The following is a 24487-nucleotide window of genomic DNA, read 5'->3' on the forward strand; positions in this document are numbered from 1 at the left end:
CTTCCTCTCCACGCTGAGCGGGAACTCCGCCGGAAACTCTGCCGCTGGACACGATCTCCGAACGCCGGGCCGGATGCCAGTCTCGACAGGCGAGACGATGGTCACCCCGGCGTCACCGGGCCAGGCCCAGGTCGCCGTCGGCGGGCGGCTCGAAGAAGCGGGCGACGTCGGCGGCGGAGACCCCGGCCAGGGTGGCGGGGGACCAGTGCGGGTCGCGGTCCTTGTCGACGACCTGGGCGCGGATGCCCTCGACCAGGTCGTGGTGGGCCAGCGCGGCGCAGGAGATCCGGTACTCCTGGTCCAGGGTGGCGGCCAGCGAGGGCAGCGCGCGGGCCCGGCGCAGCGCGGCCAGGGTCACCTTGAGCATGGTCGGGGACTTGGCGCGCAGCTGCTCGACGGCGTCCAGGGCGGCGGGCAGGCCGGTGGCGCGCAGCCGGTCCAGGATCTCCTCGACGCTGTCGGCGGCGTAGCAGTGGTCGATCCAGCCGTGCTGCTCGGCGAGCGCCGAGTGCTGGGCGGGCGCGGCGAGTTCGGCGACGGCCTTGGCGGGGTCGTCCCCGGCGGCGAGCCGGTCGGCGAGGGCGGGCAGCGCGGCGGAGGGCAGGAAGTGGTCGGCGAATCCGCAGTGCAGGGCGTCGCCGGCGGTCATGGTGGCGGCGGTGAGCGCGACGTGGGTGCCGAGTTCGCCGGGGGCCAGGGCCAGCAGGCGGCTGCCGCCGACGTCCGGGACCAGGCCGATCCGGGTCTCCGGCATGGCGACGGCCGAGCGCTCGGTGACCACCCGGACGCCCGCGTGCCCGGACAGGCCGACGCCGCCGCCCATGGTGATGCCGTCCATCAGCGCGACGTACGGCTTGGGGTAGCGGGAGATCAGCTCGTTGAGCGGGTACTCGACCCGGAAGAAGGCCCGGCCGCCGGCGCCGCCGCGCTTGGCGTCGTCGTGGATCGCCCGGATGTCGGCGCCCGCGCACAGGCCGCGCTCGCCCGTGCCGGTGAGCAGCACGGCCGTCACGGCCTCGTCGGCGGCCCAGGCGTCCAGGGCGGCCCGGACGGTCTCCAGCATGGCGTGGGTGAGGGAGTTGAGGGCGCGCGGCCGGTTGAGGGTGATCCGGCCGAGCGGGCCGGTCCGCTCGACCAGCACGTCCCGCTGGGTGTCCTGGATGTCCTGGGTGTCCTGGGGGTGCACCGTCACCGCTCCCGTCCGTCCGGAAAGTACGAAGATCCTCCGTCGCACCGTACCGGGCGTCCGGGAGCGGCGGTCGGCAGCCCCGTCAGGGGGGCCTCAGCAGGGGTGCAGCGGGGTGGCGAGCAGGACCGGGGCGGCGGCGGGGGCGAGGGGGCGCGGGGAGAAGGCGCAGAGCGCCACGGGGTGCGGGGCCAGCGGGAGGGCCTGGGCCTGGGGGACGGGCAGCAGCAGGTTGGCGGCGGCGAGCGCGGCTCCGCAGACCAGGGTGCGCAGCTTCATCATCGGGGGTTCCTCCGGGGAAGAGAGTTGTCCGCGAACGGTCGCGGCCTGCCCCTTCGGTGCCTGGCGTGGGCGGCCCGGCTCGGGGGGAGGTCGCTGGAATGTCGGGTCAACTTCTAGCGGTGGAGGGGTTTGCGGTCCCGGAACCTCACCCGTTCGGCGGCGTGCTGCGGACGCGCCGTTGACGGGTCCGCAGCACGCCGGAGGATCGGCCCGCTGTCAGGTCGGCCGATCGTCCTCCCGGCGGATCAGCCGGTGACCGTCCCGGTGACCTCGCCGAACCCGACCCGCAGGCCCCCCGGCCCGGGGGCGGTCGCGGTGACGGACACCTCGTCGCCGTCCTCCAGGAAGGTCCGGTCGGTGCCGTCGGGGAGCTTGAGCGGCTGCTCGCCGTTCCACGTCAGCTCGATCAGCGCGCCCCGGGTGTCCGGCTCGGGGCCGGAGACCGTGCCGGAGGCGTACAGGTCACCGGTGCGCAGGCTCGCCCCGTTGGCGGTCAGGTGGGCGAGCTGCTGGGCGGCGGTCCAGTACATGGTGGCGAACGGGGGCCGGGAGACGGGGTGCCCGTTCAGCGAGACCTCCAGCGCCAGGTCCAGGCCCCAGGGCTCGGCCCCGCGGTCGTCCAGGTAGGGCAGCGGCGCCACGTCGCGGGCCGGCGGCTCCACCCGGGCGTGCTCCAGCGCGTCCAGCGGCACCACCCAGGGGGAGAGCGAGGTGGCGAAGGACTTGCCGAGGAACGGGCCGAGCGGGACGTACTCCCAGGCCTGGATGTCGCGCGCCGACCAGTCGTTGAGCAGGCAGACGCCGAAGACGTGCTCGGCGAAGTCCGCCAGCGCCACCGGGTGGCCCATCGAGCTGGGCGTGCCGACCACGAACGCGACCTCGGCCTCGATGTCCAGGCGGCGGGACGGGCCGAAGCTCGGCGCGGCGTCGGCGGGGGCCTTGCGCTGGCCGTGCGGGCGGACCACCGGGGTGCCGGAGACCACCACGGTGCCGGCCCGGCCGTGGTAGCCGATCGGCAGGTGCTTCCAGTTCGGGGTGAGCGGCTCCTGGCCGGGCCGGAAGAGCTTGCCCAGGTTGGTGGCGTGGTGCTCGGAGGCGTAGAAGTCGACGTAGTCGGCGACCTCGAACGGCAGGTGCAGCTCGACCTCCGCCAGCGGCAGCAGGCAGGGCTCGACGGCCGCCCGGTGGGCCGGGTCGGTCAGCCAGGAGGTGAGCGCGGCGCGCACCGCCCGCCAGGTCGGACGGCCGGACGCCATCAGCGGGTTGAGGTTCTCCGCCTCCAGCAGCGCCGAGGACGGGCCGACCGCCCGGGCGGCCGCCCCGGCGTCCAGCACCAGCTCCCCGATCCGCACCCCGATCCGCCGCCGGCCGGGCCGGTCGGCGGCGGTGAACACGCCGTAGGGGAGGTTGTGGACGCCGAACGGGGAGTCGGCGGGCAGGTCGAGCCAGGCGGCGGTGGTCAAGGGGTCTCCAGGAGGCCGAGTCGGGCGAGGTCTTCCAGCGGCTCGGCGATGCTACAGGTGCCGAACGAGGTGAACGAGGCGCGGATGCCGGACACCTGACGCTCCGTCAGCGACTCGACGGCGGTGGCCAGTCGGGCCCCGTCCCGTTCGGCGAGCAGGGCGACGGCCTGCTCCCGGCTCGAACTCCCGGCCGCCAGCAGCAGGTTGAGGAAGCCGTGGTGCTCGTAACCGGTGCCCGGGTCGGTGTACCGCACCGCGTGGTGCAGCCCCGCCGTGCACTTGTACGGCAGCGCGCGCTCCGCGCAGCCCCGCAGGAAGCCGGCCAGCTCAGCCACCGACGGGAAGGCCGCGTGCGCCAGGCCGCCGGTGCGGTACTTGGCGCGGTAGCGGGTGCCGGCCAGGGCGTCCAGGCCGTCCTCGATCCGCGCCGAGCGGGGCAGCTCGACGGCCGCCCCGACGCCGTCGGGCAGCAGCGCGTCCAACTCGGCCACCGCCGCCCGGACGTCCGGGCCCGCCGCGTACTCGACGGCGGTGACCGGCAGGCCGTCGGCGGCCTTCAGCGCCTCCGCCAGCCGGCCCGGGCCGACCACCAGCCCGACGGCGAACTCCGGCTCCAGCGCGCGCAGTTCGGCCAGCCGGTCGACCGGCGCGAGCAGCGGGCCGACCGCCGCCGCGTACCGGGCGGCGCGGTGCGCCCGGTGCGCGGGGACGGCCTCGGCCAGCGGCAGGTCGCCGGGCGGGAAGACCGCCGCGTCGTCGAACAGCCCGCGGTACAGCTCGGGTACGTTCATCGCCGCGCCCAGGTCCACGCGTAGTCCGGGTCCTCGCCGGCGGTGGCGGCCTCGCCGAGCTCCAGCGGGCGGAAGGTGTCCACCATCACCGCCAGCTCGTCGAAGAACTCCACGCCGATCGAGCGCTCGTAGGCGCCCGGCTGCGGGCCGTGGGTGTGGCCGCCGGGGTGCAGCGAGACCGACCCCTGCCCGATGCCGGAGCCCTTGCGGGCCTCGTAGTTCCCGCCGCAGTAGAACATCACCTCGTCGCTGTCCACGTTCGCGTGGTAGTACGGCACCGGGATCGACAGCGGGTGGTAGTCCACCTTGCGCGGCACGAAGTTGCAGATCACGAAGTTGGTGCCCTCGAACACCTGGTGGGCCGGCGGCGGCTGGTGCACCCGCCCGGTGATCGGCTCGAAGTCCGCGATGTTGAACGCGTACGGGTACAGGCAGCCGTCCCAGCCCACCACGTCGAACGGGTGGTGCGGCACCGTGTAGCGCGTCCCGACCACGCCGCCCGGGCCGCGGTGCTTGACCAGCACGTCCACCTCGCCGCCGCCCTCGACCAGCAGCGGGCCCTGCGGGCCGCGCAGGTCCCGTTCGCAGAACGGCGCGTGCTCCAGCAGCTGGCCGAACTTCGACAGGTAGCGCCGGGCCGGGGTGATGTGGCTGTTGGCCTCGATGCAGTACGCGCGCAGCGGCCCGTCCCCGGTCGGCACCCAGCGGTGGGTGGTGGCCCGGGGGATCAGCACGTAGTCGCCCGGCCCCGCCTCCAGCGCGCCGAACACCGTCTCCAGCACGGCCGTCCCGGACTCCAGGTACACGCACTCGTCGCCCAGCCCGTTGCGGTACAGCTCGCTGGGGGCGCCCGCCGCGACGTAGGAGATCCGCACGTCCGCGTTGCCGAGGACGAGCCGGCGGCCGGTGACGGCGTCCGCCGACTTCCACTCCTCGCCCGGGAACAGCCCGTGCAGTTTCAGGTGGCGGGGGAGCAGCGGGAGGTTGGCGGTGGTCGACTGGTCCGGCAGCTCCCACACCGAGGCGGCCGTCACCGCCGAGGGGATGTACCGGTGGTACAGCAGCGAGGAGTCCGAGGAGAAGCCCTCCTCGCCCATCAGCTCCTCGTAGTACAGGCCCCCCTCGGGGGTGCGGTGCTGGGTGTGCCGCTTGGGCGGCACCGAGCCCAGCTGCCGGTAGTACGCCATCGTCCCGCTTCTCCCTGTCGCCTGGGTGACTGCCCGTCAGAGGTTGCCGCGCCGGTCCTGCTCGCGCTCGATGGCCTCGAAGAGCGCCTTGAAGTTGCCCTTGCCGAAGCCCAGCGAACCGTGCCGCTCGATGAACTCGTAGAAGACGGTCGGCCGGTCGCCGATCGGCTTGGTGAAGATCTGCAGCAGGTAGCCGTCCTCGTCGCGGTCCACCAGGATGCCGCGCGACTGCAGCTCCTCGATCGGGACGCGGACGTGGCCGATCCGCTCGCGCAGCTCCGGGTCCTGGTAGTACGAGTCCGGGGTGGACAGGAACTCCACGCCGCGCGAGCGCAGCACGTCCACCGTGGTCAGGATGTCGTTGGTGGCCAGCGCCATGTGCTGGCAGCCCGGGCCGGTGTAGAACTCCAGGTACTCGTCGATCTGCGACTTCTTCTTCGCGACGGCCGGCTCGTTCAGCGGGAACTTCACCCGGTGGTTGCCGCTCGCCACCACCTTCGACATCAGCGCCGAGTACTCGGTGGCGATGTCGTCGCCGACGAACTCCGCCATGTTCACGAAGCCCATCACCCGGTTGTAGAACGACACCCACTCGTCCATCCGGCCCAGCTCGACGTTGCCCACCGCGTGGTCCAGCGCCTGGAACAGCCGCTTCGGCGCGCCCTCGGGCCGGACCACCGTCGAGGCGCGCGCCACGTAGCCCGGCAGGTACGGGCCGGTGTAGCGGGAGCGGTCGACCAGGGTGTGCCGGGTCTCGCCGTACGCGGCGATCGCGCCCCGGCGCACCGTGCCGTGCTCGTCCGAGACGTCGTTCGGCTCCTCCAGGACCGTGGCGCCCTGGGCGCGGGCGTGCGCGATGCACTTGTCCACGTCCGGGACCTCCATGGCCAGGTCGACCACGCCGTCGCCGTGCCGGCGGTGGTGGTCCAGCAGCGGGCTGTCCGGCGTCACCCCGCCCTCGATCACGAAGCGGCAGGAGCCCGAGCGCAGCACGAAGGACTTGCGGTCGCGGCGGCCGGTCTCCGGGCCGGAGTAGGCGACCAGTTCCATGCCGAACACGGCCTGGTAGAACTGCGCCGTCTGGGTCGCGTTGCCGACCACGAAGACGACCGCGTCCTGGGCGGTCACCGGGAACGGGTCGGTCGAGGCGTCGTACTCCACCAGGCCCACCAGGGTGCGCAACTGCTCGGCCGTCAGACCGGCCTGGAGCTCCTCGGGGGTCAGTTCAACAGCGGCGTCGGCGGTCATGGGGCATTCCTCCACGTCGAGGGCGGTTGCGCAGAGCTTGCTCCTGCTCGGTGAGGTGGGCAACAGGTCCGAATCCGGCTGCTCAATGTGTACAAGGTGAGCAGCCGGTCGGGGTACGGGCTGGACGGATTGCTCAGTCACCGGCCGGTTCGCCTCCCCGGTCGCCCTCCCGCCGGCCCTCCTGCCCGCCGTCCCGCCCGCGCTCCGGGGCGGCGGGCAGCCGGTGGACGAACCAGCCGGCCGCCAGCTCGGCGACCGCGTCCAGCGCGCCCGGCTCCTCGAACAGGTGCCCGGCACCCGGCACGACCTGGAGGACGCCCTCGCCGCCCAGTTCGGAACGGGCCTGCCGGTTCCACTCCACCACCTCCCGGTCCGCCCCGCCCACGATCAGCAGGGTCGGCACCGTCACCAGCGGCAGCCGTGCCGCCGCCAGGTCCGGCCGGCCGCCGCGCGCCACGATCGCGTACGGCCCGCCGTCCGGCCCGCCGCCGTCCGGCCCGCCGCCGTCCGGCCCGGCCGCCGCCCACAGGGCCGCCGCCGCGCCGGTGCTCGCCCCGAACCAGCCGTACGGCAGGCCCGCCAGCGCCGGGTGCCGCAGCGCCTCCCGGGTCGCCCCGGTCAGCCGCCCGCCCAGCAGGCCCGGGTCGAACACCTTCCAGTGCTCGTCCGCCTCGCCGGGCGCCAGCAGGTCGAACAGCACGGTCGCCAGCCGCTTCCGGTGCAGCCGGGCGGCGACCGCGCGGTTGCGCGGGCTGTCCCGGCCCGAGCCGCTGCCGTGCGCGAACAGCACGACGCCGCGCGGGCGTTCGGGCACCGTGAGGACGGCCGGGCCGGTGCCGAGCCGGAGCGCGTGCTCGACGGGCGCGGGCGCGGGGGCCGGGGTGAGCGCGGCCAGCACCTCGGCGTCGGTGGTCTGCCGGAAGTCCCGGTAGTACTCGCCCACGGCCCGGAAGCCCGCCGGGGTGTGCACGGCCAGGTAGCCGTCGGCCGCGTCGCCGAGCCGCCGCGCCCAGTCCGGCGGGGCGACCGGCACCGCCAGCACCACCCGCGCGGCGCCGCGCGCCCGGACGATCCGGCAGGCCGCCAGCGCGGACGAGCCGGTCGCCACCCCGTCGTCCACCACCAGCACCGTCCGCCCCGCCAGCGGCACCGGCGCCCGCCCGCCCCGGTAGAGCGCCGCGCGCCGGGCCAGCTCGGCCCGCTCCCGGGCCTCCGCCGCCGCGAACTCCGCCGGCCGGACGCCCGCCGCGTCCACCACCTCCTGGTTCACCACCCGGGCGCCGTCCTCGCCCACCGCGCCCATCGCCAGCTCCGGCTGCCCGGGCACCCCGACCTTGCGCACCACGCACACGTCCAGCTCCGCGCCGAGCGCGGCGGCGACCTCGGCGGCCACCGGCACGCCGCCGCGCGGCAGCGCGACCACGACGGCGTCGCGCAGGCCGGGGACGTGCTCCGGGTCGAGGGCCGCGGCGAGCCGGCGTCCGGCGTCGGTCCGATCGGTGAAGTGCATGGCGGAACCCCTTCCCCTCCCACGGTACGCGCGTAAGGGAAAAATAAGGACAAACCGGCGGGTAGCGTTATTTACCGCCCAGGGCGGGTAGCGACCCATTGGCTCGCATGTCCTGACTACGAGGAGGTGGTCCAGGTGTCGACCCATGCGCCTTCGGGCATGGAACACCATCCGGACATCCTGGCCCTGCGTGAACACGCGGAGCGCGTCACATCCACCACCGCCGGGCAGGGGACGGAAGCACTCGCCGTCTGCGCCGGCCTGTTCCTGGCGATCTCCCCCTGGGTGGTCGGCTTCTCCGGCTTCACCGGACTGGCCGTCAGCAACCTGGTGCTCGGCATCGCCTACGCCGTCCTGATGGCCGGCTACGGCTCAGCCTTCGGCCGCACCCACGCCCGGGCCTGGGCGTGCGTGGCGATCGGCGCCTGGACGGTCATCGCCCCCTGGGCGGTCAACGGCGGAGCGCACGTCCGCCGCACCATCCTGACCAACGTCATCACCGGCGGAGTCATGACCTGCCTCGCCCTGGCCGCGGTCGGCCTGGTCGCCGCGGGCATGTCCGGCCGACGCCGGTAGGACCCGGAACCGGGGCCCGGAAGCCCCCGGCACGGCGGGGCCCCGACGGGGCCCCGCCGTCACGCGCGGACAAGTTTCCGTCAAGTTCTGGTCAAAGAGCGGCTCGGACCGGAAACCGGCGTCGAGGCCCGTCGCACACGTCCCACCGGTGGTTCGTGCCCGGCCGGGAGCAGTGGTGATCCCGATTTCCCCGTCGAAACCTCCGGCCGCCCGGACGGCCGGGACCGGACGCCCCGGGCGGCGCGGCGGGAGGGACGGAAGTGCAGGCCGGGGACACCGGGGGCGGGGTGTGACGGGTGGGGCCCAGGTTGGCCGGGACCACACTCACCACATCGTGGGAAGCCGGGAAACAGTGGTGCCTCGCGCCGGGCCGGACCACCGTCCGGACCGGACACCGCCCGGGCCACCGTTCCGGGCGGACCCACGAGCCCTCAGGAGGGGATATGCGCACCGAGATCACCGTGCAGTCCGACACCGCCGACCTCGACCTGGACCTCCGCATCGCGGACGTCGCGGAGCAGACCCAGGAGTTCGGCCGGGGCACCTACACCTCGCCGAGCAGCTACGCCATCGGCACCCGCTGCCCGGTCTGCTGCTGACCGGACGGCTGTGCGCGCGGGGCGGGTTGCGGCCCGCCCCGCGCGCTCCCTCCCGCCCGGGCGGCCCGTCCCGCCCGGGACGCCCTCCTTCCCGCCCGCGAAGCTCTTCCCACCCGCGAACCCGAGGGGCCCCACGAACGTGCGCGCAGAGCTGGACCTGTTCGAAGTCCGGGAACCGGTGCTGGTGCGGACGGCCGGCATCCCGCGGACCGGCGCCGAGCCCCGGATCGACCCGGCCGACCCCGCCCCGGGCGCCCGCCGCCTGGCCGCCGACCCGCTGCTGCGGCAGGCCGTCGAGGTCGCCAGCGGCAGCCTCGCGCTCAGCCTCCAGCGGCTCGCCGAACCCGGCGGCGCCGCCGCCCTGGGCCGCAAGCGCACCGTCAGCGCCGCCCGCACCCTGACCCGCTACGCCCGCCGCGCGGGCGGCCGGCCCACCCCGTTCGGCCTGTTCGCCGGCGTCGGCCGGGCCCGGTTCGGCGCCGCCGCCAAGATCCCGCCGCCCGGCCCCGGCCGGGTCCGGGTCCGCCTCGACGGCGGCTGGCTGCACCGCCGGGTGCTGGACTGGCTCGCCGTGCCCGAGGTCCGCCGCCGGGTCGACGTGGTCCTCGACGACCTGTGCGTGCTGCGCGACGGCCGCCTGCTGCGGCACACCGGCGAACGCGAGGTCTCGGTGCGCGACAACGCCCTGGTCGCCCGGGTCCGGGAGGCCGCCGCCCGCCCGGTCGGGTACGCCGACCTGCTGGCCGACCTGGCCGGCCGCTTCCCCGCCGTGGCCCCCGAACGGATCGACGGCCTGCTCGCCGGACTCGTCCAGCACGGCTTCCTGCTCACCTCGCTCACCCCGCACCGGATCGACGACGCCCTGCTGGACCGGATCGACGCCGCCCTCGACGGCGCCCTCCCCGCGGCCGCCGAAGGACTGCGCGCCGTCCGGGCCGCCGCGACCGCCCACGAACGCGACCGCCCCGGCGCGGGCCTGGCCTCCTGGCGGCACCTGCTGGAACGCGTCCGCGCCCTCGACCCCGACGGCCGCGCGGGCGAACGCCCGCCCGTCCAGGTCGACCTGCGCACCGGCGCGGACCTGGTGCTGCCCGAGGAGGTCGGCGCCGAGGTGCGCCGCTACGCCGCCGCGATCTGGGCGATCACCCCCGAGTGGACCACCCTGCACCACCTGCGCGACTACCGGGAGCGCTTCGTCGAGCACTACGGCACCGCGAGCGCCGTCCCGCTCGCCGACCTCGCCGACCCGCACCGCGGCCTCGGCCTGCCGCCCGAGTACGGCGGCGCCGCGCCCGCGCACTCCCGCTCCGGGCCCGGCCAGGACGCCGACCGGCCGCGCCGCAACGCCGTCGCCGAACTCGTCCAGCAGGCCGTGCTGGCGGGCGGGGACCTGGTGCTCGCCGACGCCGACATCGACCGCCTCGCCGACGCCGCCGGCCACGCCCCCGGCGGCAGCCGCCCGCCGCGCACCCTGGAACTCTGCTTCCAGCTCCTCGCCGACTCCGCCGCCGCCCTCGACCGCGGCGAGTTCCTGCTGCTCGGCAGCCCGCACACCGGCTCCTGGACGGCCGGGGCCACCGCCGGCCGGTTCGCCGACCTGGCCGGCCTCACCGACGGCCTGGCCGCCCTCGCCGCCGGACCCGCCGACGGGCCGGCGCTGCCCGTCCAGGTCGAACTCGCCCCGCGCGACCCGCGTTCGCTCAACCTCGTCCAGGTGCCGCCGCTGCTGCCGCACCGCCTGCCGATCGGCGTCGCCGCCGACCGCGGCGACCCGCACTGCCTGGACTGGCGCACCCTGCTGGTCGCCGCCGGCGAGGACGGCCTGCGCCTGCTGCACCCGGACACCGGCCGCCCGGTCGTCCCGGTCCTCCCGCACATGCTCGCCCTGGACGCGCAGGCCCCGCCCGTCGCCCGCTTCCTGGCCGACCTGGCCGCCGCCCGCCCCCGGGTCTGGTCCGGCTGGGACTGGGCGGGCCTGGACACCCTGCCCTACCTGCCCGCCGTCCGCTACGGCAGGGTCCTCACCACCCCGCGCCGCTGGCTGCCCGGCCGCCGCCTGCGCGACGCCGCCCGCACCGCCGGACCCGCCGCCTGGACGGACGGACTGCGGGCCTGGCGCGAGCGCTACCGGGTGCCCGACCGGCTCCAACTCGCCAGCAACGACCGGACCTTCCCGATCGACCTGCGCGAGAGCTGGGACGCCGACCTGCTGCGCGCCGAACTCACCGCCCCCGAACCGAGGTTCCAGCTCTTCCAGGACCTCACCGCCGACGGCGCCGGACTCGGCTGGAACCACGGCCACAGCACCGAGATCGTCGTCCCGCTGTTCCGCGCCGCCCGCCCGGCCCCCGCCGACGCCGCCCCCGCCGACGCCCGGCCGCCGCTCGCCAGGTCCGCGGTCCGCACCGCCCCCACCCGGGTCCACCTCCCCGGCGAGGACTGGCTGTTCGCCAAGCTGTACGCCGAACCGGGCACCCACGACACCCTGCTCGCCGAACACCTGCCCGCGCTGCTCGCCGAGGTCGAGGACGACGTCGACCGCTGGTTCTTCCTCCGCTACCGCGACCCCGAACCCCACCTGCGGCTGCGCCTGCACGGCGACCCCGCCGCGCTGGCCGGCCGCGTCCTGCCCGCCCTCACCCGGCACGTGCGCCGACTCGTCGGGAACGGCGCGCTGCGCACCATGGCGCTCGACGCGTACCGGCCCGAGACCGACCGCTACCTCGGCCCGGACGCCCAGGAGAGCGCCGAACGGCTCTTCCAGACCGACAGCCGCTCCGCGCTGCTCCACCTGCGGGCCCGCCGCGCCGGAGCCGCCGCCGTCCCCGACGAGGTGCTCGCCGCCGTCGGCCACGCCGTGCTGCTGGACTCGCTCGGCGCCTGGGACTGGTGCGCCTGGGCGGTCCACCTGTTCGAGAAGGGCGACGACCACCGCGCCTACCAGCGCCACCGCGCCCTGGCCGACCGGCTGATCCGGCCCGGCGACGCCGCCCGGCACGCCGCCGAGCACCTCGGCGTCCCCGACCTCGCCCCGCTCTGGACCGACTCCCCGGCCCCGCGCGACTTCGGCCGACTGCTGCTCGCCGCACCCGAGGCCGACCGCGACGAGGCCGTCATGTCGCTGCTGCACATGCGGCACAACCGCCTGTTCGGCATCGACCCGGCCGCCGAGGCCCGCGGCTACGCCGTCCTGCGCGGCGCCGCCCGGACGCTGATCGGCCGGGCGGCGCACGGCGGGCGGCGGGAGTGACGACCCGTCGGACCGCCCGTCCCCGACCCGCCACCGACGACCGGAGCCCCCGATGACCGCCGCCGTACCGATGACCGCCGCCGTGCCCGCGGAACGCGCCCGGCTGCGCGAAGCCGCCGGGCGGCTGTCCGACCTGATCCTGGACCGGCTCGCCGACCCCGCCGCGACCGCGGCCGCCACCCGGATACCCGCCGAAGCCGCGGACGACGGGGCGGCGGACGGCGGGGCGGCGGGCGAGGGCGCGGCGGGCGACGGCGCGGGCGAGAACGTCTGGGCCGAGCTGACGCTCGGCAGCGGCAGCCCCGGGCTCTCCCTGGCGTTCAGCGGCGGCGCCCGGCCCGGCACCGAGCGGACGGCCCGGGCGCACGGCTACCTGGCGGTGGCGACCCGGGCCGCCGCCGACGGCGACACCGTGCCCAGCGGGATCTTCAAGGGCCCCGGCGCGCTCGCGTTCGCCGTGCTGGCCGCCCACCGCGCCACCGGCGGCTACACCACCGCGCTGCACCGGCTCGACGCCTACCAGCGGCAGCTGGTGCGCACCGCGCTGCCCACCGTCCCGCCCGGCCCGCTGGCCACCATCGGGCACTACGAGGTGGTGCGCGGCATGACCGGCGTCGGCCGCTACCTGCTGGCCCGCGCCGAGACCTGCGGCCCGGAGCTGGAGCAGGTCCTCGGCTACCTGATCGCGCTGGCCCGCGGCACCACCCGCCACCGCGGCGCCCGCGTCCCGCGCTGGTGGGCGCTGGACGCGCCCCGGACCGGCTCCGAGCACCTGCTGCCGGACGGCCACCTCAACCTCGGCCTCTCGCACGGCGTCGCGGGCCCGCTGATGCTGCTCGCGCTGGCCTGGCGCGACGGCGTCCGGCTGCCCGGCCACCGGGAGGCGCTGGAGGAGACCGCCGACCTGCTGGTGCGCTGGGCGGTGCGCGACGGGCACGGCACCTACTGGCCCGGCTACCTCGGCCTCGACGCGTACCTGGCCGGCCCCGACGCGTACCGCGAGCCCGCCGGCTGGCCGTCCTGGTGCTACGGCGCGCCCGGCGTCTCGCGCGCCCTGCAGACCGCCGGGGCCGCCCTGGACCGGCCGGACTGGACGGCCACCGCCCGCGACTCGGTCGAGCGGCTGCTGCGCCTGCCGCTCGACGACTGGGGCGTCACCGACCACGCGCTGTGCCACGGCTGGGCCGGCGCGCTGCACCAACTCGGCCGCCTGAACGAGCACTTCGCCGACGAGCGGATCGAGCGGCGGCGCGACGAGACCGCCACCCGGCTGCTGGACGCCTTCGACCCGGACGCCCCGTTCGGCCTGCGCTTCACCATGACCCGCCGGCCGTTCGCCAGCGACGTCTCCGGCTACCTGGACGGGGCGGCCGGTGTCGCGCTCGCCCTCGACTCGTACGCGGTCGGCGGCACCCCGCGCGACTGGGACATGCCGCTGCTGCTGTCCTGACCGGCGGCCGACCGGCGGCCGACCGGCGGCCGGCCGACCGGCCGCCCGCCGGTCGGCTGCCCGTCCGTCCGTCAGTCGGCGTCCCGCGGGCGGGTCATCCGCAGCACGTCGAGCGCCGCGTCGAGCTGCGCCTCGGTGAGCAGGCCGCGCTCCACGTAGCCCCGGTCGAGGACCACCTCGCGGATGGTCCGGCGCTCGGCCAGCGACTGCTTGGCGACCTTCGCCGCCTCCTCGTAGCCGAGGTACCGGTTGAGCGGGGTGACCACCGACGGGGAGGACTCGGCGTACTCGCGGGCCCGGTCGACGTTCGCGGTGAGGCCGTCCACCGCCCGGTCCGCCAGCAGGCGGGCCGAGGTGGCGAGCAGGCGGATCGACTCCAGCACGTTCCGGGCGATCACCGGGAGCATCACGTTGAGCTCGAAGTTCCCGCTCGCACCGGCCACCGTGACGGTGGTGTCGTTGCCGATCACCTGGGCGGCGACCATCAGCACCACCTCGGGCAGCACCGGGTTGACCTTGCCCGGCATGATCGAGGAGCCGGGCTGGAGGTCGGGCAGGTTGATCTCGGCCAGGCCGGTGCGCGGGCCGGAGCCCATCCAGCGCAGGTCGTTGGCGATCTTGGTGAAGCCCGCGGCGATCGTGCGGAGCTGGCCGCTGAGCTCGACCAGGCCGTCCCGGGCGCCCTGGGCCTCGAAGTGGTTGCGGGCCTCGGTCAGCGGCAGGCCGGTGGCGCGGGCCACCTCGGCGATGACGGCGGCCGAGAAGCCCGGCGGGGTGTTGATGCCGGTGCCCACCGCCGTGCCGCCGAGCGGGAGTTCGGCGACCCGGGGGAGCGTCGCGCGCAGCCGCTCGACGCCGTACCTGACCTGGGCCGCGTAGCCGCCGAACTCCTGGCCGAGCGTCACCGGCGTGGCGTCCATCAGGTGGGTGCGGCCGGACTTCACCGTCTCGGCGTGCTCCGCGGACTTGGCCTCCAGCGCCCGCGCCAGGTGCTCCAGGGCCGGGACCAGCTCGTGCAGGACGGCGCCCGTCGCGGCGATGTGGATCGAGGACGGGAAGACGTCGTTCGAGGACTGCGAGGCGTTGACCTGGTCGTTGGGGTGGACCGGGCGGCCCAGGCGTTCGGCGGCCAGGGTGGCGATCACCTCGTTGGCGTTCATGTTGGAGGAGGTGCCGGAGCCGGTCTGGAACACGTCCACCGGGAACTCGTCGTCCCAGCGCCCCTCGGCGACCTCATCGGCCGCGGACCCGATCGCCGCCGCGGTCTCCGCGTCGAGCACGCCGAGCCCGGCGTTGACGGTGGCCGCGGCCGCCTTGATCCGGGCCAGCGCCGCGATGTGGGCGCGCTCCAGGCGCTGCCCGGAGACCGGGAAGTTCTCCACCGCGCGCTGGGTCTGCGCCTGCCACTTGGCCGCCGCCGGGACGCGGACCTCGCCCATCGAGTCGTGCTCGGTCCGCCACCGCTGCTGTTCGTGCTGTCCGTCCGCCATGGTCGGTACACCTCCTGGACCGGTCAGCCTTCCACGGACGCCCGGCATTCCCGGCGCGCCGCCGCCGCGTGTCGGCGGACCGGACCGGCCGGCCGGGCCCGCCGTGGCGCCCTTGACCGCGCGGCGTACCGACCGGTAGGGACAGCGGTGACGCACCCGCGCCTACCCCGAACACCCCCGCGCACCCCCCCGTACCCTCCGAGGAGCCCGCCCATGGCCACCGCCGCACCCGCCGGCCGCCCCGACCCGCTCGACCTGCTCGGCGTCGACGAACTGCTCACCGAGGACGAGCGGCTGATCCGCGACACCGTCCGCGCGTTCACCGACCGGCACGTCCGCCCGCACCTCGCCGACTGGTACGAGCGGGGCACCTTCCCGGTGCGCGAACTCGCCCCGGAACTCGGCAAGCTGGGCGTCCTCGGGATGCACCTGGAGGGCTACGGCTGCACCGGGTCGACCGCCACCGAGTACGGGGTGGCCTGCATGGAGCTGGAGGCCGCCGACTCGGGGCTGCGCAGCTTCGTCTCGGTGCAGGGCTCGCTCGCCATGCGCTCGATCCACGCCTTCGGCTCGGAGGAGCAGAAGCGGCACTGGCTGCCGGAGCTGGCCGCCGGACGGGCCGTCGGCTGCTTCGGGCTGACCGAGCCGGAGGCCGGCTCCGACCCGGCCTCGATGCGCACCCGGGCCCGGCGCGACGGCACCGACTGGGTCCTGGACGGCGCCAAGCTGTGGATCACCAACGGCTCGGTCTCCGACGTCGCGGTGGTCTGGGCCGGCACCGAGGACGGCGTGCGCGGCTTCCTCGTCCCGCGCGGCACCCCCGGCTTCACCGCCCGCGACATCCCCGGCAAGCTCTCCCTGCGCGCCTCCGTCACCAGCGAACTCGCCTTCGACGGCGTCCGGTTGCCCGCCGACGCGGTGCTCCCGGACGCCCGCGGCCTGCGCGCCCCGCTCTCCTCGCTCGGCGAGGCCCGCTACGGCATCCTGTGGGGCACCGTCGGCGCCGCCCGGGACTGCTACCGGGCCGCGGTCGACTACGCCCGCGACCGGGTCCAGTTCGGCCGCCCGATCGGCGGCTTCCAGCTGACCCAGCAGAAACTCGTCGACATGGCACTGGAGTTGGAGAAGGCGTACCTGGTCGCGGTCCGGATCGGCCGGCTCAAGGACGAGGGCCGCGCGCAGGCCGCGCACATCTCCTTCGGCAAGCTCAACAACGTCCGCACCGCGCTGGAGATCGCCCGCACCGCCCGCACGATCCTCGGCGCCAACGGCATCACCACCGCCTACCCGGTGCTCCGGCACGCCAACAACCTGGAGTCGGTGCTCACCTACGAGGGCACCTCGGAGGTGCACACCCTGGTCCTCGGCGAGGCGATCACCGGCGAATCCGCCTACCGCTGACCGGAGTCCACCGGTCGGCGCGCCGGACCGGCGGGGTCGTCCGCGCGCACCGCCGGTCCTCCCGCCGGGCGGTCGCGGGTCCGCCGGAAGTCGGGGTCCCGGCCCCCGGTCTCCGACTTCCGGCGGACCCCGCCCGGTACCTGGTGCGCATGGATCGGGCCCCCGCCCGCACCCACCATGGAGGGGAAGGACCGGAACGGCGGGAAAAGGGGTGAGGGGCGATGGGCGGCGGACGGACGGCGGCGACGGTGGTGCTCGGCGGAGCGGCGGCGACGATGCTGCTGGTGATGGTGGCGCCCGCCGCGATCCAGCGGGCGCAGGACCGGATGGACCAGACCGTCCGCTACCCCAGCGGGGCCGCCGCCAAGGCCGACCGCACCGAGGTGCCGCGCTGGCTGCCCGACTCCGCCACCGGCATCGCCTTCCTGGCCCCCGGCGAGCAGGGCGAGCGGCTGATCCGCGCCACCCTCCCGGGCCGCGCGCTGCCCGCCGACTGCACCCTGGCGAGCCCGGCGCCCGACCCGCACCTGCGCGCCCACTGGTTCCCGACCGACACCCCGCGCCGGGCCACCGCGCACTGCGGGCAGTACGACGTCGCCCTGGTCGGCGACCAGCTCTACGGCTGGCGCGGCGCCCCGGCCACCGCCGGGGCCCGCACCGCCGGGGCCCGCACCGCCGGGCCGACCGGGTAGCCGCCGAGCGGGGGCGGCCGAGCGGGCGGCGGGTGGCCGCCGAGCGGGTGGCGGCCGAGCGGGTACCGGGTGGCGGACCGGCGGGTCCGGTTTCCGCCCGGGCGGGTGGATGGGATAGGACGGTGCGCACACCCGCCATCCGTGAGGAGCCCCATGCCAGGCCCGACCGTCGACCCCGACGGCGACCAGACCGCATCCGACCTCCCGCTCCGGCCGGAGGAGGTGGGCGCGGGGACCCCGCGGCCCGCCCCGTTCGCCACCGCCACCGTGATCACCCTGGGCTGCCTGGTCGCGCTCGGGCCGTTCACCACCGACCTCTACCTGCCCGCGCTGCCCGACCTGACCGCCGACCTGCGCTCCACCGCCCCGGCCGCCCAGCTCACCCTGACCGGCTCGCTGCTCGGCATGGTGCTCGGCCAGCTGCTGTTCGGCCCGCTCAGCGACCGCCTCGGCCGCCGCCGCCCGATCCTCACCGGCCTGGCCGCGTACACCGCCGCCAGCCTGCTGTGCGCGTTCGCCGACTCGATGCCGCTGCTGGTGGCCGGCCGGGTGGTGCAGGGCGCCGCGGGCTCCGCCGCGCTGGTGGTGGCCCGGGCGGTGGTCCGGGACCGGCTGGAGGGCGTCGCGATGATCCGGTTCCTGGCCACCATGGGCCTGATCTCCGGCCTCGCCCCGATCGTCGCCCCGCTGGCCGGCGCCCAACTGCTGCACGTCACCGACTGGCGCGGCACCTTCGTCGCCCTGGCCCTGCTCGGCGCGGTGCTCACCGCGGCCTGCGCCCTCGGCGTCCGCGAGACGCTGCCGCCCGAGCGGCGGCACGGCGGCGGCCCCGGCACCACCGTCCGGGCGATCGGCGGGCTGCTGCGCGACCGGGTGTTCCTCGGCTACCTGCTGGTCAGCACCTTCGCGTTCGGCGCGCTGTTCGCGTACGTCGGCGGCTCCTCGGTGGTGCTCCAGGAGGTGTACCGGATCACCCCGCAGACCTACAGCCTGGTCTTCGCGGTGAACTCGATCGCGCTGCTGGCGGTCACCCAGGTCAACGGGCGCTTCCTGGTGCACCGGTACTCCGAGCGGACGCTGCTGGTCTGCGGCCTGTCCGCCGCCGCGCTGGCCGGGGCCGCCGTGGTGCTGTGCACCACCGTGTGGGACGCCGGGCTGGCCGGGGTGTGGCCCGCGCTGACCGTGCTGATGGGCGCGATGGGCGTCATCCTGCCGAACGCCAACGGCCGGGCGCTGACCATGGCCCCGCACGCCGCCGGTTCGGCGTCCGCGCTGCTGGGCACCGGCACCTACCTGTGCGGCGCGGTGGTCGCCCCGCTCAGCAGCCTGGGCGGGCGGCCGTCGGCGACGGTGCTCGGCGCGGTGGTGCTGGGCTGCGCGGTGCTGGCGCTGGCGTCCTTCCTGCCGCTGTGCCGGGAGCGCTGAGCGGCCGGGCTCCTCGGTGGTTCCGGAAGCGGCCCGGCCCGGCCGGTGGCGGGGTGCCACCGGCCGGGCCGGGTCCAGGGGTGGAGCAGAGGCGGGCTGGGGTCAGGCGATCGAGAAGTCGTCGCCGTAGACCGCGCCCTGGCCGTACCAGCCGTGCAGGTAGACCGTGACGGTGCCGTTGGCGCCGGTGGTGAACGGGACGGTCAGCTTGGTCCAGGAGGTGCCGTTCGCCCAGGAGGAGGCGGTGGCGCCGCCGCTGACGCCGACGTACGAGTACGGGCCCTGGACCCAGGCGGTCAGGGTGTACGCGTGGTTCGGGGCCAGGGTGACGGTCTGGTCGCACTCACCGGTGGCGCCGGCGGTCGGGACGACCTTCAGGGCCTTGGAGCCGCCGTGCACCGGGGAGGTGACGACCGCGCCGCCGCTCTGGCAGGTCCACGGGGCGAGGGTGCCGCTCTCCAGGTCGCCGTTGGCCAGGCCGGTGGGCGGCGGGGTGGTGCCGGTGACGGTCAGCGCGTAGGTGGCGGTGTGGGTCTTGCCCGCGCCGGTGCCGGTGACGGTCAGGGTGTAGGTGCCCGGGGCCGCCGAGGCGGTGGTGGAGACGTTCAGGGTGGCGGAGCCGCCCGCGGTGACGGTGGAGGCGCTGAGCGCGGCGGTGACGCCGGCCGGGGCGCCGGAGACGGTCAGGTTGACGGTCGCGGCGGTGCCGGAGGTGACGGCGGTGCCGACCGTCGCGGAGGTGGCGGCGCCGGCGGCGACCGAGCCCGCGGCGGGCGACAGCGCGACCGAGAAGTCGGAGGCGGTGCTGCCGCCGGTGACGGTCAGGGTGTAGGTCGCCGAGTGGGTGCCGCTCGCGCCGGTGCCGGTCACGGTCAGCGGGTAGCTGCCGTTGGCGACGCCCGAGGTGGTGGAGACGTTCAGGGTGGCGGAGCCGCCCGCGGTGACGGTGGAGGCGCTGAGCGCGGCGGTGACGCCGGCCGGGGCGCCGGTCACCGACAGGTTGACGCTCTGGGCCGAGCCGGAGGTGACGGCGGTGCTGACCGTCGCGGAGGTGGCGCCGCCGGCGGTGACCGAGCCGGTGGCCGGGCTCAGCGCCACCGAGAAGTCGTTGGCCGGGACGGAGGAGCTGGTGAACTTCGAGAAGATGTGGCTGAAGTCCCAGGTGCCCTGCGCGATGCCGGAGCAGCTGTCCGAGCCGGCGGTGCCCGGGCAGCCGCCGTTGTCGCGCTGGAGGGCCCAGAAGGACAGCGTGTTGATGCCCTTGCTCACCGCCCAGTTGTAGACCGTGGTGGCGTTGGCGACGGTGAAGGTCTCGCCGGCGCCGAAGTCGTCGATGCCGGCCATCTCGGTGATGCCGATCGAGTTCCACAGCTGGGCGGAGGTCTTGGTCGGGTACAGCTTCGCCAACTGGTTGTACAGGCCCTGCGCGGAGGTCTGGGTGTCCGCCGCCATGTCGTGCGAGGCGCCGTCGTAGTAGTCGAAGGTCATCATGTTGACGACGTCGATCCGCGCGTTGTTGGTGACCGCGTTCTTGAGCACCGCCAGCCCGCTGGAGGCCAGGCCGCTGGTGGTGGTCGGCAGGGTGTAACTGAACTGGATGCTGCGGCCGTTGGCGGCGGCCCAGTCCTCGACGATCTTGATCGCCTTGTTGCGGCGGTCGATGCCGGCCGTGTTGGTCAGCGAGTTGTCCTCGATGTCCAGGTCGATCCGGGAGACGTCGTAGGTGGTGATCAGCTTCTCGAACTGGGCGGCGATCTGGTTGACGTCCGTGCAGGAGTCGGCGATCTCGGTGCCGGTGTTGTCGGCGGTGTAGCCGCCGAAGGACGGGATCACGTCGCCGCCGTTGGCGCGGATGGTGGCGATGTCGGCGCCGAACACCGAGTTCGAGATCGGCATCGAGGTGTCGCCGTTCCACAGGGCGGTGCAGGAGCCCTTGGTGGCGGCCTGGAGGAACGCCATGGTCAGGTGCTTGGCACCGGACTGGGCGGCCAGGGCGGCCGGGCTCTCGCCGGTCCACGCCTCGAAGTACGGGGCGAAGACGTGCTGCGGCAGCGGGGTGGCGGCCTGCGCGGGGGCGGAGATCAGCCCCAGCGAGGCGGCCGCCATCGCGCCGGTGGCGAGCAGCGCTTGGAGTGGTCGGTGAAGGCGCATCGAGTCTCCATCAGGCATGGGAGGGGGGCCCGCGTGCCGGTGCTCGGGCACGGGGGCGTGGATCGGCCTGGTACAGGGAGTGCCGGGGTGGTGCGGGGCAAGGCTCGCCCCGGCCGGTGGTCACACCCCCACGATGCGTCCCGGTCGGGAAGTACAGCGGACTCATGTTTGGTCTGGACCAGTGCATCTGTCAAGACTCTTTCCAGTTCGCCGGGGCAGCCCTCCGAGAGCTTTGCCAACCCTTGGGAATCAGGGTCCTGACATGCCGTCGGCCCCGCACCCGACTGCTCGGTGCGGGGCCGACGGGCGGCGCGGATCAGCTCAGGCCGCTGGACTTCAGCCAGTCCTTGGCGACCGCGGCCGGGTCCTCCTTGTCCACCGCGACGCGCTTCATCAGCGCGGTCAGCCCGGCCGTGTCGAGCTTCGCGGAGACCGCGTTCAGCGCGGCCGTCCCGGTGGCGTCCAGGCCGCCGGTGTTCACCAGCGGGGTGACGTTCTGCGAGCTGAACACGTTCTTCGGGTCGTCCAGCGACACCAGCTTCAGCTGGACCACCTTCGGGTCGGTGGTGAACACGTTGCCGACCTGGACGGTGCCGTCCTTCAGCGCGTTGGCGGTGGTGTCGCCGGTCGGCTTCCACTCCTTGAAGGTCAGCCCGTAGGCGTCCTTGAACTGCTGCTCGCGACGGGACTTGAACTCCGGCGGCCCGCCGACCACCAGGTCCTGCGCCTTGCCCGCCAGGTCGGCTATCGACTTCACGCCCAGCTTGTCGGCGGTCTCCTGGGTGACGGTCAGCGAGTCCTTGTCCTCGGCCGCCGCCGAGTCCAGGATCGCCAGCCCGGCCGGCAGCTTGGCCTTCAGCTCGGTGTTCACCTGGTCCTTGCTGGCGGCGGTCGACTTGGCGTCCAGGTAGGCCAGCAGCGCGCCGTTGTACTCCGGCAGCACCGTCAGCGCGCCCGACTGCAACTGCCCGTACAGCAGCTCGCGGCTGCCGATGTTGAACTTCTCCTCCACCTTCACGCCCTTGGCCTGCAGGGCCTGCGAGTAGATCGAGGCGAGCAGCACGTTCTCCGGGAAGTTCGCCGAGCCGACCACCACGGTCTTCCCGGAGCCGCCCGCCTGGCTGGAGGGCCCGCCGGAGGTCGCCGGGGCGGAGGACTTCGCGGCCAGCGGGTCGCCGCCGCCGGAGGAGGAGCAGGCCGCCGCGCCCGTCAGCAGGAGGACGGCGAGGGCGATTCTGACCGGACGGGTCGTCATGGGGATTCCTTCACGAGTGCGGGGGAGCCCGCGGGGTCGTCGGTGTCTACGGGTACGGGTTCTGCGGTGGTGCGGCCGGCGCGCGCGCCGGGTGGCGACGCGAGCCGGATGAACAGGGCGAACAGCAGTTGGACGGCCACCGCCAGCAGCACCACCAGCAGGGCGCCGCCGACCGTGGTCGGGAAGTCACGGGTGGCCAGCCCGTCGATCACGTACCGGCCCAGGCCGCCCAGACCGACGTACGCGGCCACCGTGGCGGTCGCGATCACCTGCACCGACGCCGTCCGCACCCCCGCCAGCAGGGTCGGGGCGGCGGCCGGCACGCACACCCGCAGCAGCGTCTGCGGGTGGGTCAGGCCGATGCCGCGGGCCGCGTCCCGGACGTCCGGGTCGGTGCCGCGCACCCCCTCGGCGGCGGCCACCAGCATCGGCGGCGCGGCCAGCGCCGTCAGCGGCAGCAGCACCGCCGCCTCGCCGACGCCCGCCAGCAGCACCGCCAGCGTCACCAGGCCCAGGGTCGGCAGGGCGCGCGCGACGCCGGCCAGCGCCGTCACCAGGAACAGGCCGCGCCCCGAGTAGCCGATCAGCAGGCCCAGCGGCAGCGCGACCAGCGCGGCCAGGCCCAGCGCCTCGGCGGAGAACACCAGGTGCTCCAGCACCCGGTGCAGGATCGAGTCCGGACCCGAGCGGTGCGCCGGGTCGGCGAAGAAGTCGTGCAGCCAGCCCAGCCAGTTCACCGCGCCACCCCCCGCGACCACGGCGCCAGCACCCGGCGGGCCAGCAGCAGCACCAGGTCGGCGGCCAGCGCCAGCAGCGCCACCAGGGCGATCCCGGCCAGGATCGGCGTCGGGAAGGTCCGCTGGAAGCCGTCCACGAACAGGTAGCCCAGCCCGCCCCGGCCGACCAGCGCCCCCACCGCCGCCAGCGAGATCGAGGACACCGCGGCGACCCGCAGCCCCCCGATCAGGTACGGCACCGAGGCCGGCAGCTCGACCGCCGCCAGCCGCCGCCACGGGCCGTAGCCCATCGCGGTGGCCGCCTGCCGCACCGGCTCCGGCACCGCGCGCAGCCCGTCCACCGCGGTCGGCAGCAGCACCGCCAGCGCGTAGCAGGTCAGCGGCACCATCACGGTCTGCCGGGTGGCCAGCCCCGTGTACGGGATCAGCACCACGAACACCGCCAGCGAGGGCAGCGCGTACACCACGTTGAACACCGCGGCCAGCGGCTGGTACAGCCGGGGGAAGCGCGCGCAGGCCAGGCCCAGCGGCAGCGCCAGCAGCAGCGCGATCAGCACCGGCACCAGCGCGATCACCGCGTGGTCGGCCGTCAGGTCGCCCAGGTAGCCGAGGTGGTCGCCGAGCCAGCGCCAGCGGATCAGCGGCTCACCGTCCAGCATGCGGCACCTGCGCAGACTCGGGGGAGCTCCCGGCCGGGGATTCGGCGGTCGGGGCCTGCGCGGCCCCCGGGGCAGGGGCCTCCGCGGCCGGTGCGGCCTGGCTCAGGGCCAGCGCCTCGACCACGGCGGCGCGGCTCGCGGTGCCGACCGCCCGGCCCTCGGCGTCCACCGCGACGGCCAGGCCGGACGGGGCGAGCAGGGCGGCGTCCAGCGCGGAGCGCAGCGAGTCCCGGGACGGGGCGAAGACCGGGGCCGGGTGGCGCTCGGCGCCGCGCGCCCAGTGCTCCGGGCGGCCCTCCGGGTCGAGCGCCAGCGTCCACTCGCCGTAGGCGGGCCGGAGCCCGTCCAGCGGGACGGCGCCGGCCGGGCGCAGGCCCAGCCCGCGCAGGCCGCGGTCGCGGCCCAGGAAGGCGGCCACGCCGTCGTCCGCCGGAGCGGTCAACAGGGTGTGCGGGTCCGCGAGTTGGGCGATCTCGCCGTGCTCGCGGAGCACCACCACCCGGTCGCCGAGCCGGACCGCCTCCTCGATGTCGTGCGTCACGAACAGCACGGTCTTGCCCAGTTCGGCCTGGAGGCGCAGCAGTTCCTCCTGGAGCCCGGCACGCACCAGCGGGTCGACCGCGCTGAACGGCTCGTCCATCAGCAGCACCGGCGGATCGGCCGCCAACGCCCGTGCCACGCCCACCCGTTGCTGCTGGCCGCCGGAGAGCTGCGCCGGGTAGCGGCGGGCGGTCTCCGGCGACAGGCCGACCAGCTCCAGCAGTTCGGCGGCCCGGGCCCGGGCCCGCTTGCGGTCCCAGCCGAGCAGCCGGGGCACCGTCGCCACATTGTCGATCACCCGGCGGTGCGGGAACAGCCCGGCCTGCTGGATCACGTACCCGATGCCGCGCCGCAACTGCGCCGCGGGCAGCCCCGCCACGTCCGTCCCGTCCAGCAGCACCCGCCCGGCGGTGGGCACCACCATCCGGTTGACCATCCGCAGGATGGTCGTCTTGCCGCAGCCGGACGGGCCGACCAGTACGGTGGTCCGGCCCGCCGGAACCTCCAGGTCCAGGCCGCGGACGGCGACCGTGCCGTCGGGGTGGCGCTTGGCGGCGCCCTCGAATCTGATCACGGAAGGGTCCTCGGAGGGTCG

The 24487-nt window shown here is 75.4% G+C and carries 20 protein-coding genes; 7 read left to right on the top strand and 13 right to left on the bottom strand.

Annotated elements, in window-relative coordinates:
• Window positions 1–112 precede the first annotated feature (112 nt).
• The 7 genes from QMQ26_RS28890 to QMQ26_RS28920 form a co-directional block, all read right to left on the bottom strand.
• On the bottom strand, window positions 113–1186 hold the full coding sequence (locus QMQ26_RS28890) for an enoyl-CoA hydratase/isomerase family protein (RefSeq protein WP_404814221.1): 1074 nt from the start codon (window positions 1184–1186) through the stop codon (window positions 113–115).
• 96 nt (window positions 1187–1282) lie between these two features.
• Complete coding sequence (locus QMQ26_RS28895; RefSeq protein ID WP_100839678.1) at window positions 1283–1468, bottom strand: hypothetical protein; 186 nt, start codon at window positions 1466–1468, stop codon at window positions 1283–1285.
• 245 nt (window positions 1469–1713) lie between these two features.
• Window positions 1714–2931, bottom strand: a complete 1218-nt coding sequence (gene fahA, locus QMQ26_RS28900; protein ID WP_282203257.1) for a fumarylacetoacetase — start codon at window positions 2929–2931, stop codon at window positions 1714–1716.
• The gene (locus QMQ26_RS28905) at window positions 2928–3740 is read right to left on the bottom strand and encodes a hypothetical protein (protein WP_282203258.1); all 813 of its coding nucleotides are present in this window, start codon (window positions 3738–3740) and stop codon (window positions 2928–2930) included. The genes fahA and QMQ26_RS28905 overlap by 4 nt, the downstream gene beginning before the upstream one ends.
• Window positions 3719–4909, bottom strand: coding sequence for a homogentisate 1,2-dioxygenase (locus tag QMQ26_RS28910; RefSeq protein WP_282203259.1), 1191 nt, complete (start codon window positions 4907–4909; stop codon window positions 3719–3721). The genes QMQ26_RS28905 and QMQ26_RS28910 overlap by 22 nt, the downstream gene beginning before the upstream one ends.
• Window positions 4910–4945: 36 nt before the next feature.
• Window positions 4946–6157 (bottom strand): 4-hydroxyphenylpyruvate dioxygenase, encoded by a 1212-nt coding sequence (gene hppD, locus QMQ26_RS28915; protein ID WP_100839675.1) that lies wholly within the window; start codon window positions 6155–6157, stop codon window positions 4946–4948.
• Between the two features lie 133 nt (window positions 6158–6290).
• On the bottom strand, window positions 6291–7667 hold the full coding sequence (locus tag QMQ26_RS28920; protein ID WP_282203260.1) for a phosphoribosyltransferase family protein: 1377 nt from the start codon (window positions 7665–7667) through the stop codon (window positions 6291–6293).
• Window positions 7668–7826: 159 nt separating this feature from the next.
• Between QMQ26_RS28920 and QMQ26_RS28925 the strand changes: the two genes are divergently transcribed.
• The 4 genes from QMQ26_RS28925 (at window position 7827) to QMQ26_RS28940 (ending at window position 13542) form a co-directional block, all read left to right on the top strand.
• A complete protein-coding gene (locus QMQ26_RS28925) occupies window positions 7827–8243 on the top strand; it encodes an SPW repeat protein (protein ID WP_282203261.1) in 417 nt (138 codons plus the stop codon).
• A gap of 443 nt (window positions 8244–8686) precedes the next feature.
• Complete coding sequence (gene lanA / locus QMQ26_RS28930) at window positions 8687–8842, top strand: SCO0268 family class II lanthipeptide (protein ID WP_100839673.1); 156 nt, start codon at window positions 8687–8689, stop codon at window positions 8840–8842.
• Window positions 8843–8981: 139 nt separating this feature from the next.
• Window positions 8982–12092 carry a lantibiotic dehydratase gene (locus QMQ26_RS28935; protein ID WP_282203262.1) on the top strand — a complete coding sequence of 1037 codons (3111 nt, stop codon included), beginning with the start codon at window positions 8982–8984 and terminating at the stop codon, window positions 12090–12092.
• 52 nt (window positions 12093–12144) lie between these two features.
• Window positions 12145–13542: a lanthionine synthetase C family protein gene (locus tag QMQ26_RS28940; RefSeq protein WP_282203263.1), complete on the top strand. Its 1398-nt coding sequence runs from the start codon at window positions 12145–12147 to the stop codon at window positions 13540–13542.
• Window positions 13543–13613: 71 nt separating this feature from the next.
• Here QMQ26_RS28940 and QMQ26_RS28945 read toward each other — a convergent pair whose 3' ends face one another.
• Complete coding sequence (locus QMQ26_RS28945; protein WP_282203264.1) at window positions 13614–15032, bottom strand: class II fumarate hydratase; 1419 nt, start codon at window positions 15030–15032, stop codon at window positions 13614–13616.
• A 213-nt stretch (window positions 15033–15245) separates the two neighbouring features.
• On the opposite strand from QMQ26_RS28945, the gene QMQ26_RS28950 reads away from it, so the two are divergent.
• From QMQ26_RS28950 to QMQ26_RS28960, 3 genes are all read left to right on the top strand, one after another.
• Window positions 15246–16433 carry an acyl-CoA dehydrogenase family protein gene (locus QMQ26_RS28950; protein WP_100839669.1) on the top strand — a complete coding sequence of 396 codons (1188 nt, stop codon included), beginning with the start codon at window positions 15246–15248 and terminating at the stop codon, window positions 16431–16433.
• 221 nt (window positions 16434–16654) lie between these two features.
• On the top strand, window positions 16655–17125 hold the full coding sequence (locus QMQ26_RS28955) for a hypothetical protein (RefSeq protein WP_282203265.1): 471 nt from the start codon (window positions 16655–16657) through the stop codon (window positions 17123–17125).
• Window positions 17126–17278: 153 nt separating this feature from the next.
• Window positions 17279–18550 carry a multidrug effflux MFS transporter gene (locus QMQ26_RS28960; RefSeq protein ID WP_282203266.1) on the top strand — a complete coding sequence of 424 codons (1272 nt, stop codon included), beginning with the start codon at window positions 17279–17281 and terminating at the stop codon, window positions 18548–18550.
• Between the two features lie 102 nt (window positions 18551–18652).
• On the opposite strand, the gene QMQ26_RS28965 is transcribed toward QMQ26_RS28960, so the two are convergent.
• The 5 genes from QMQ26_RS28965 to QMQ26_RS28985 all read right to left on the bottom strand — a co-directional run bounded on the left by QMQ26_RS28965 (window position 18653) and on the right by QMQ26_RS28985 (window position 24466).
• Window positions 18653–20701 carry a glycosyl hydrolase family 18 protein gene (locus tag QMQ26_RS28965; RefSeq protein ID WP_282203267.1) on the bottom strand — a complete coding sequence of 683 codons (2049 nt, stop codon included), beginning with the start codon at window positions 20699–20701 and terminating at the stop codon, window positions 18653–18655.
• A 316-nt stretch (window positions 20702–21017) separates the two neighbouring features.
• The gene (locus QMQ26_RS28970; RefSeq protein ID WP_282203268.1) at window positions 21018–21956 is read right to left on the bottom strand and encodes an ABC transporter substrate-binding protein; all 939 of its coding nucleotides are present in this window, start codon (window positions 21954–21956) and stop codon (window positions 21018–21020) included.
• Window positions 21953–22693, bottom strand: a complete 741-nt coding sequence (locus QMQ26_RS28975) for an ABC transporter permease (protein ID WP_282203269.1) — start codon at window positions 22691–22693, stop codon at window positions 21953–21955. Before QMQ26_RS28975 ends, QMQ26_RS28970 begins: the two co-directional genes overlap by 4 nt.
• Complete coding sequence (locus QMQ26_RS28980; protein WP_282203270.1) at window positions 22690–23352, bottom strand: ABC transporter permease; 663 nt, start codon at window positions 23350–23352, stop codon at window positions 22690–22692. The genes QMQ26_RS28975 and QMQ26_RS28980 overlap by 4 nt, the downstream gene beginning before the upstream one ends.
• Window positions 23339–24466: an ABC transporter ATP-binding protein gene (locus tag QMQ26_RS28985; RefSeq protein WP_282203271.1), complete on the bottom strand. Its 1128-nt coding sequence runs from the start codon at window positions 24464–24466 to the stop codon at window positions 23339–23341. Before QMQ26_RS28985 ends, QMQ26_RS28980 begins: the two co-directional genes overlap by 14 nt.
• Window positions 24467–24487 lie beyond the last annotated feature (21 nt).

Source organism: Kitasatospora fiedleri (assembly GCF_948472415.1).
GTDB lineage: Bacteria > Actinomycetota > Actinomycetes > Streptomycetales > Streptomycetaceae > Kitasatospora > Kitasatospora fiedleri.

What these genes read in the sequence shown, in the direction of transcription:
- QMQ26_RS28895 (WP_100839678.1), bottom strand. Translation starts at nt 1,468, where the DNA reads ATGATGAAGCTGCGCACCCTGGTCTGCGGAGCCGCGCTCGCCGCCGCC.
- QMQ26_RS28910 (WP_282203259.1), bottom strand. Translation starts at nt 4,909, where the DNA reads ATGGCGTACTACCGGCAGCTGGGCTCGGTGCCGCCCAAGCGGCACACC.
- hppD (WP_100839675.1), bottom strand. Translation starts at nt 6,157, where the DNA reads ATGACCGCCGACGCCGCTGTTGAACTGACCCCCGAGGAGCTCCAGGCC.
- QMQ26_RS28920 (WP_282203260.1), bottom strand. Translation starts at nt 7,667, where the DNA reads ATGCACTTCACCGATCGGACCGACGCCGGACGCCGGCTCGCCGCGGCC.
- QMQ26_RS28925 (WP_282203261.1), top strand. Translation starts at nt 7,827, where the DNA reads ATGGAACACCATCCGGACATCCTGGCCCTGCGTGAACACGCGGAGCGC.
- lanA (WP_100839673.1), top strand. Translation starts at nt 8,687, where the DNA reads ATGCGCACCGAGATCACCGTGCAGTCCGACACCGCCGACCTCGACCTG.
- QMQ26_RS28940 (WP_282203263.1), top strand. Translation starts at nt 12,145, where the DNA reads ATGACCGCCGCCGTACCGATGACCGCCGCCGTGCCCGCGGAACGCGCC.
- QMQ26_RS28945 (WP_282203264.1), bottom strand. Translation starts at nt 15,032, where the DNA reads ATGGCGGACGGACAGCACGAACAGCAGCGGTGGCGGACCGAGCACGAC.
- QMQ26_RS28950 (WP_100839669.1), top strand. Translation starts at nt 15,246, where the DNA reads ATGGCCACCGCCGCACCCGCCGGCCGCCCCGACCCGCTCGACCTGCTC.
- QMQ26_RS28955 (WP_282203265.1), top strand. Translation starts at nt 16,655, where the DNA reads ATGGGCGGCGGACGGACGGCGGCGACGGTGGTGCTCGGCGGAGCGGCG.
- QMQ26_RS28960 (WP_282203266.1), top strand. Translation starts at nt 17,279, where the DNA reads ATGCCAGGCCCGACCGTCGACCCCGACGGCGACCAGACCGCATCCGAC.
- QMQ26_RS28965 (WP_282203267.1), bottom strand. Translation starts at nt 20,701, where the DNA reads ATGCGCCTTCACCGACCACTCCAAGCGCTGCTCGCCACCGGCGCGATG.
- QMQ26_RS28970 (WP_282203268.1), bottom strand. Translation starts at nt 21,956, where the DNA reads ATGACGACCCGTCCGGTCAGAATCGCCCTCGCCGTCCTCCTGCTGACG.
- QMQ26_RS28980 (WP_282203270.1), bottom strand. Translation starts at nt 23,352, where the DNA reads ATGCTGGACGGTGAGCCGCTGATCCGCTGGCGCTGGCTCGGCGACCAC.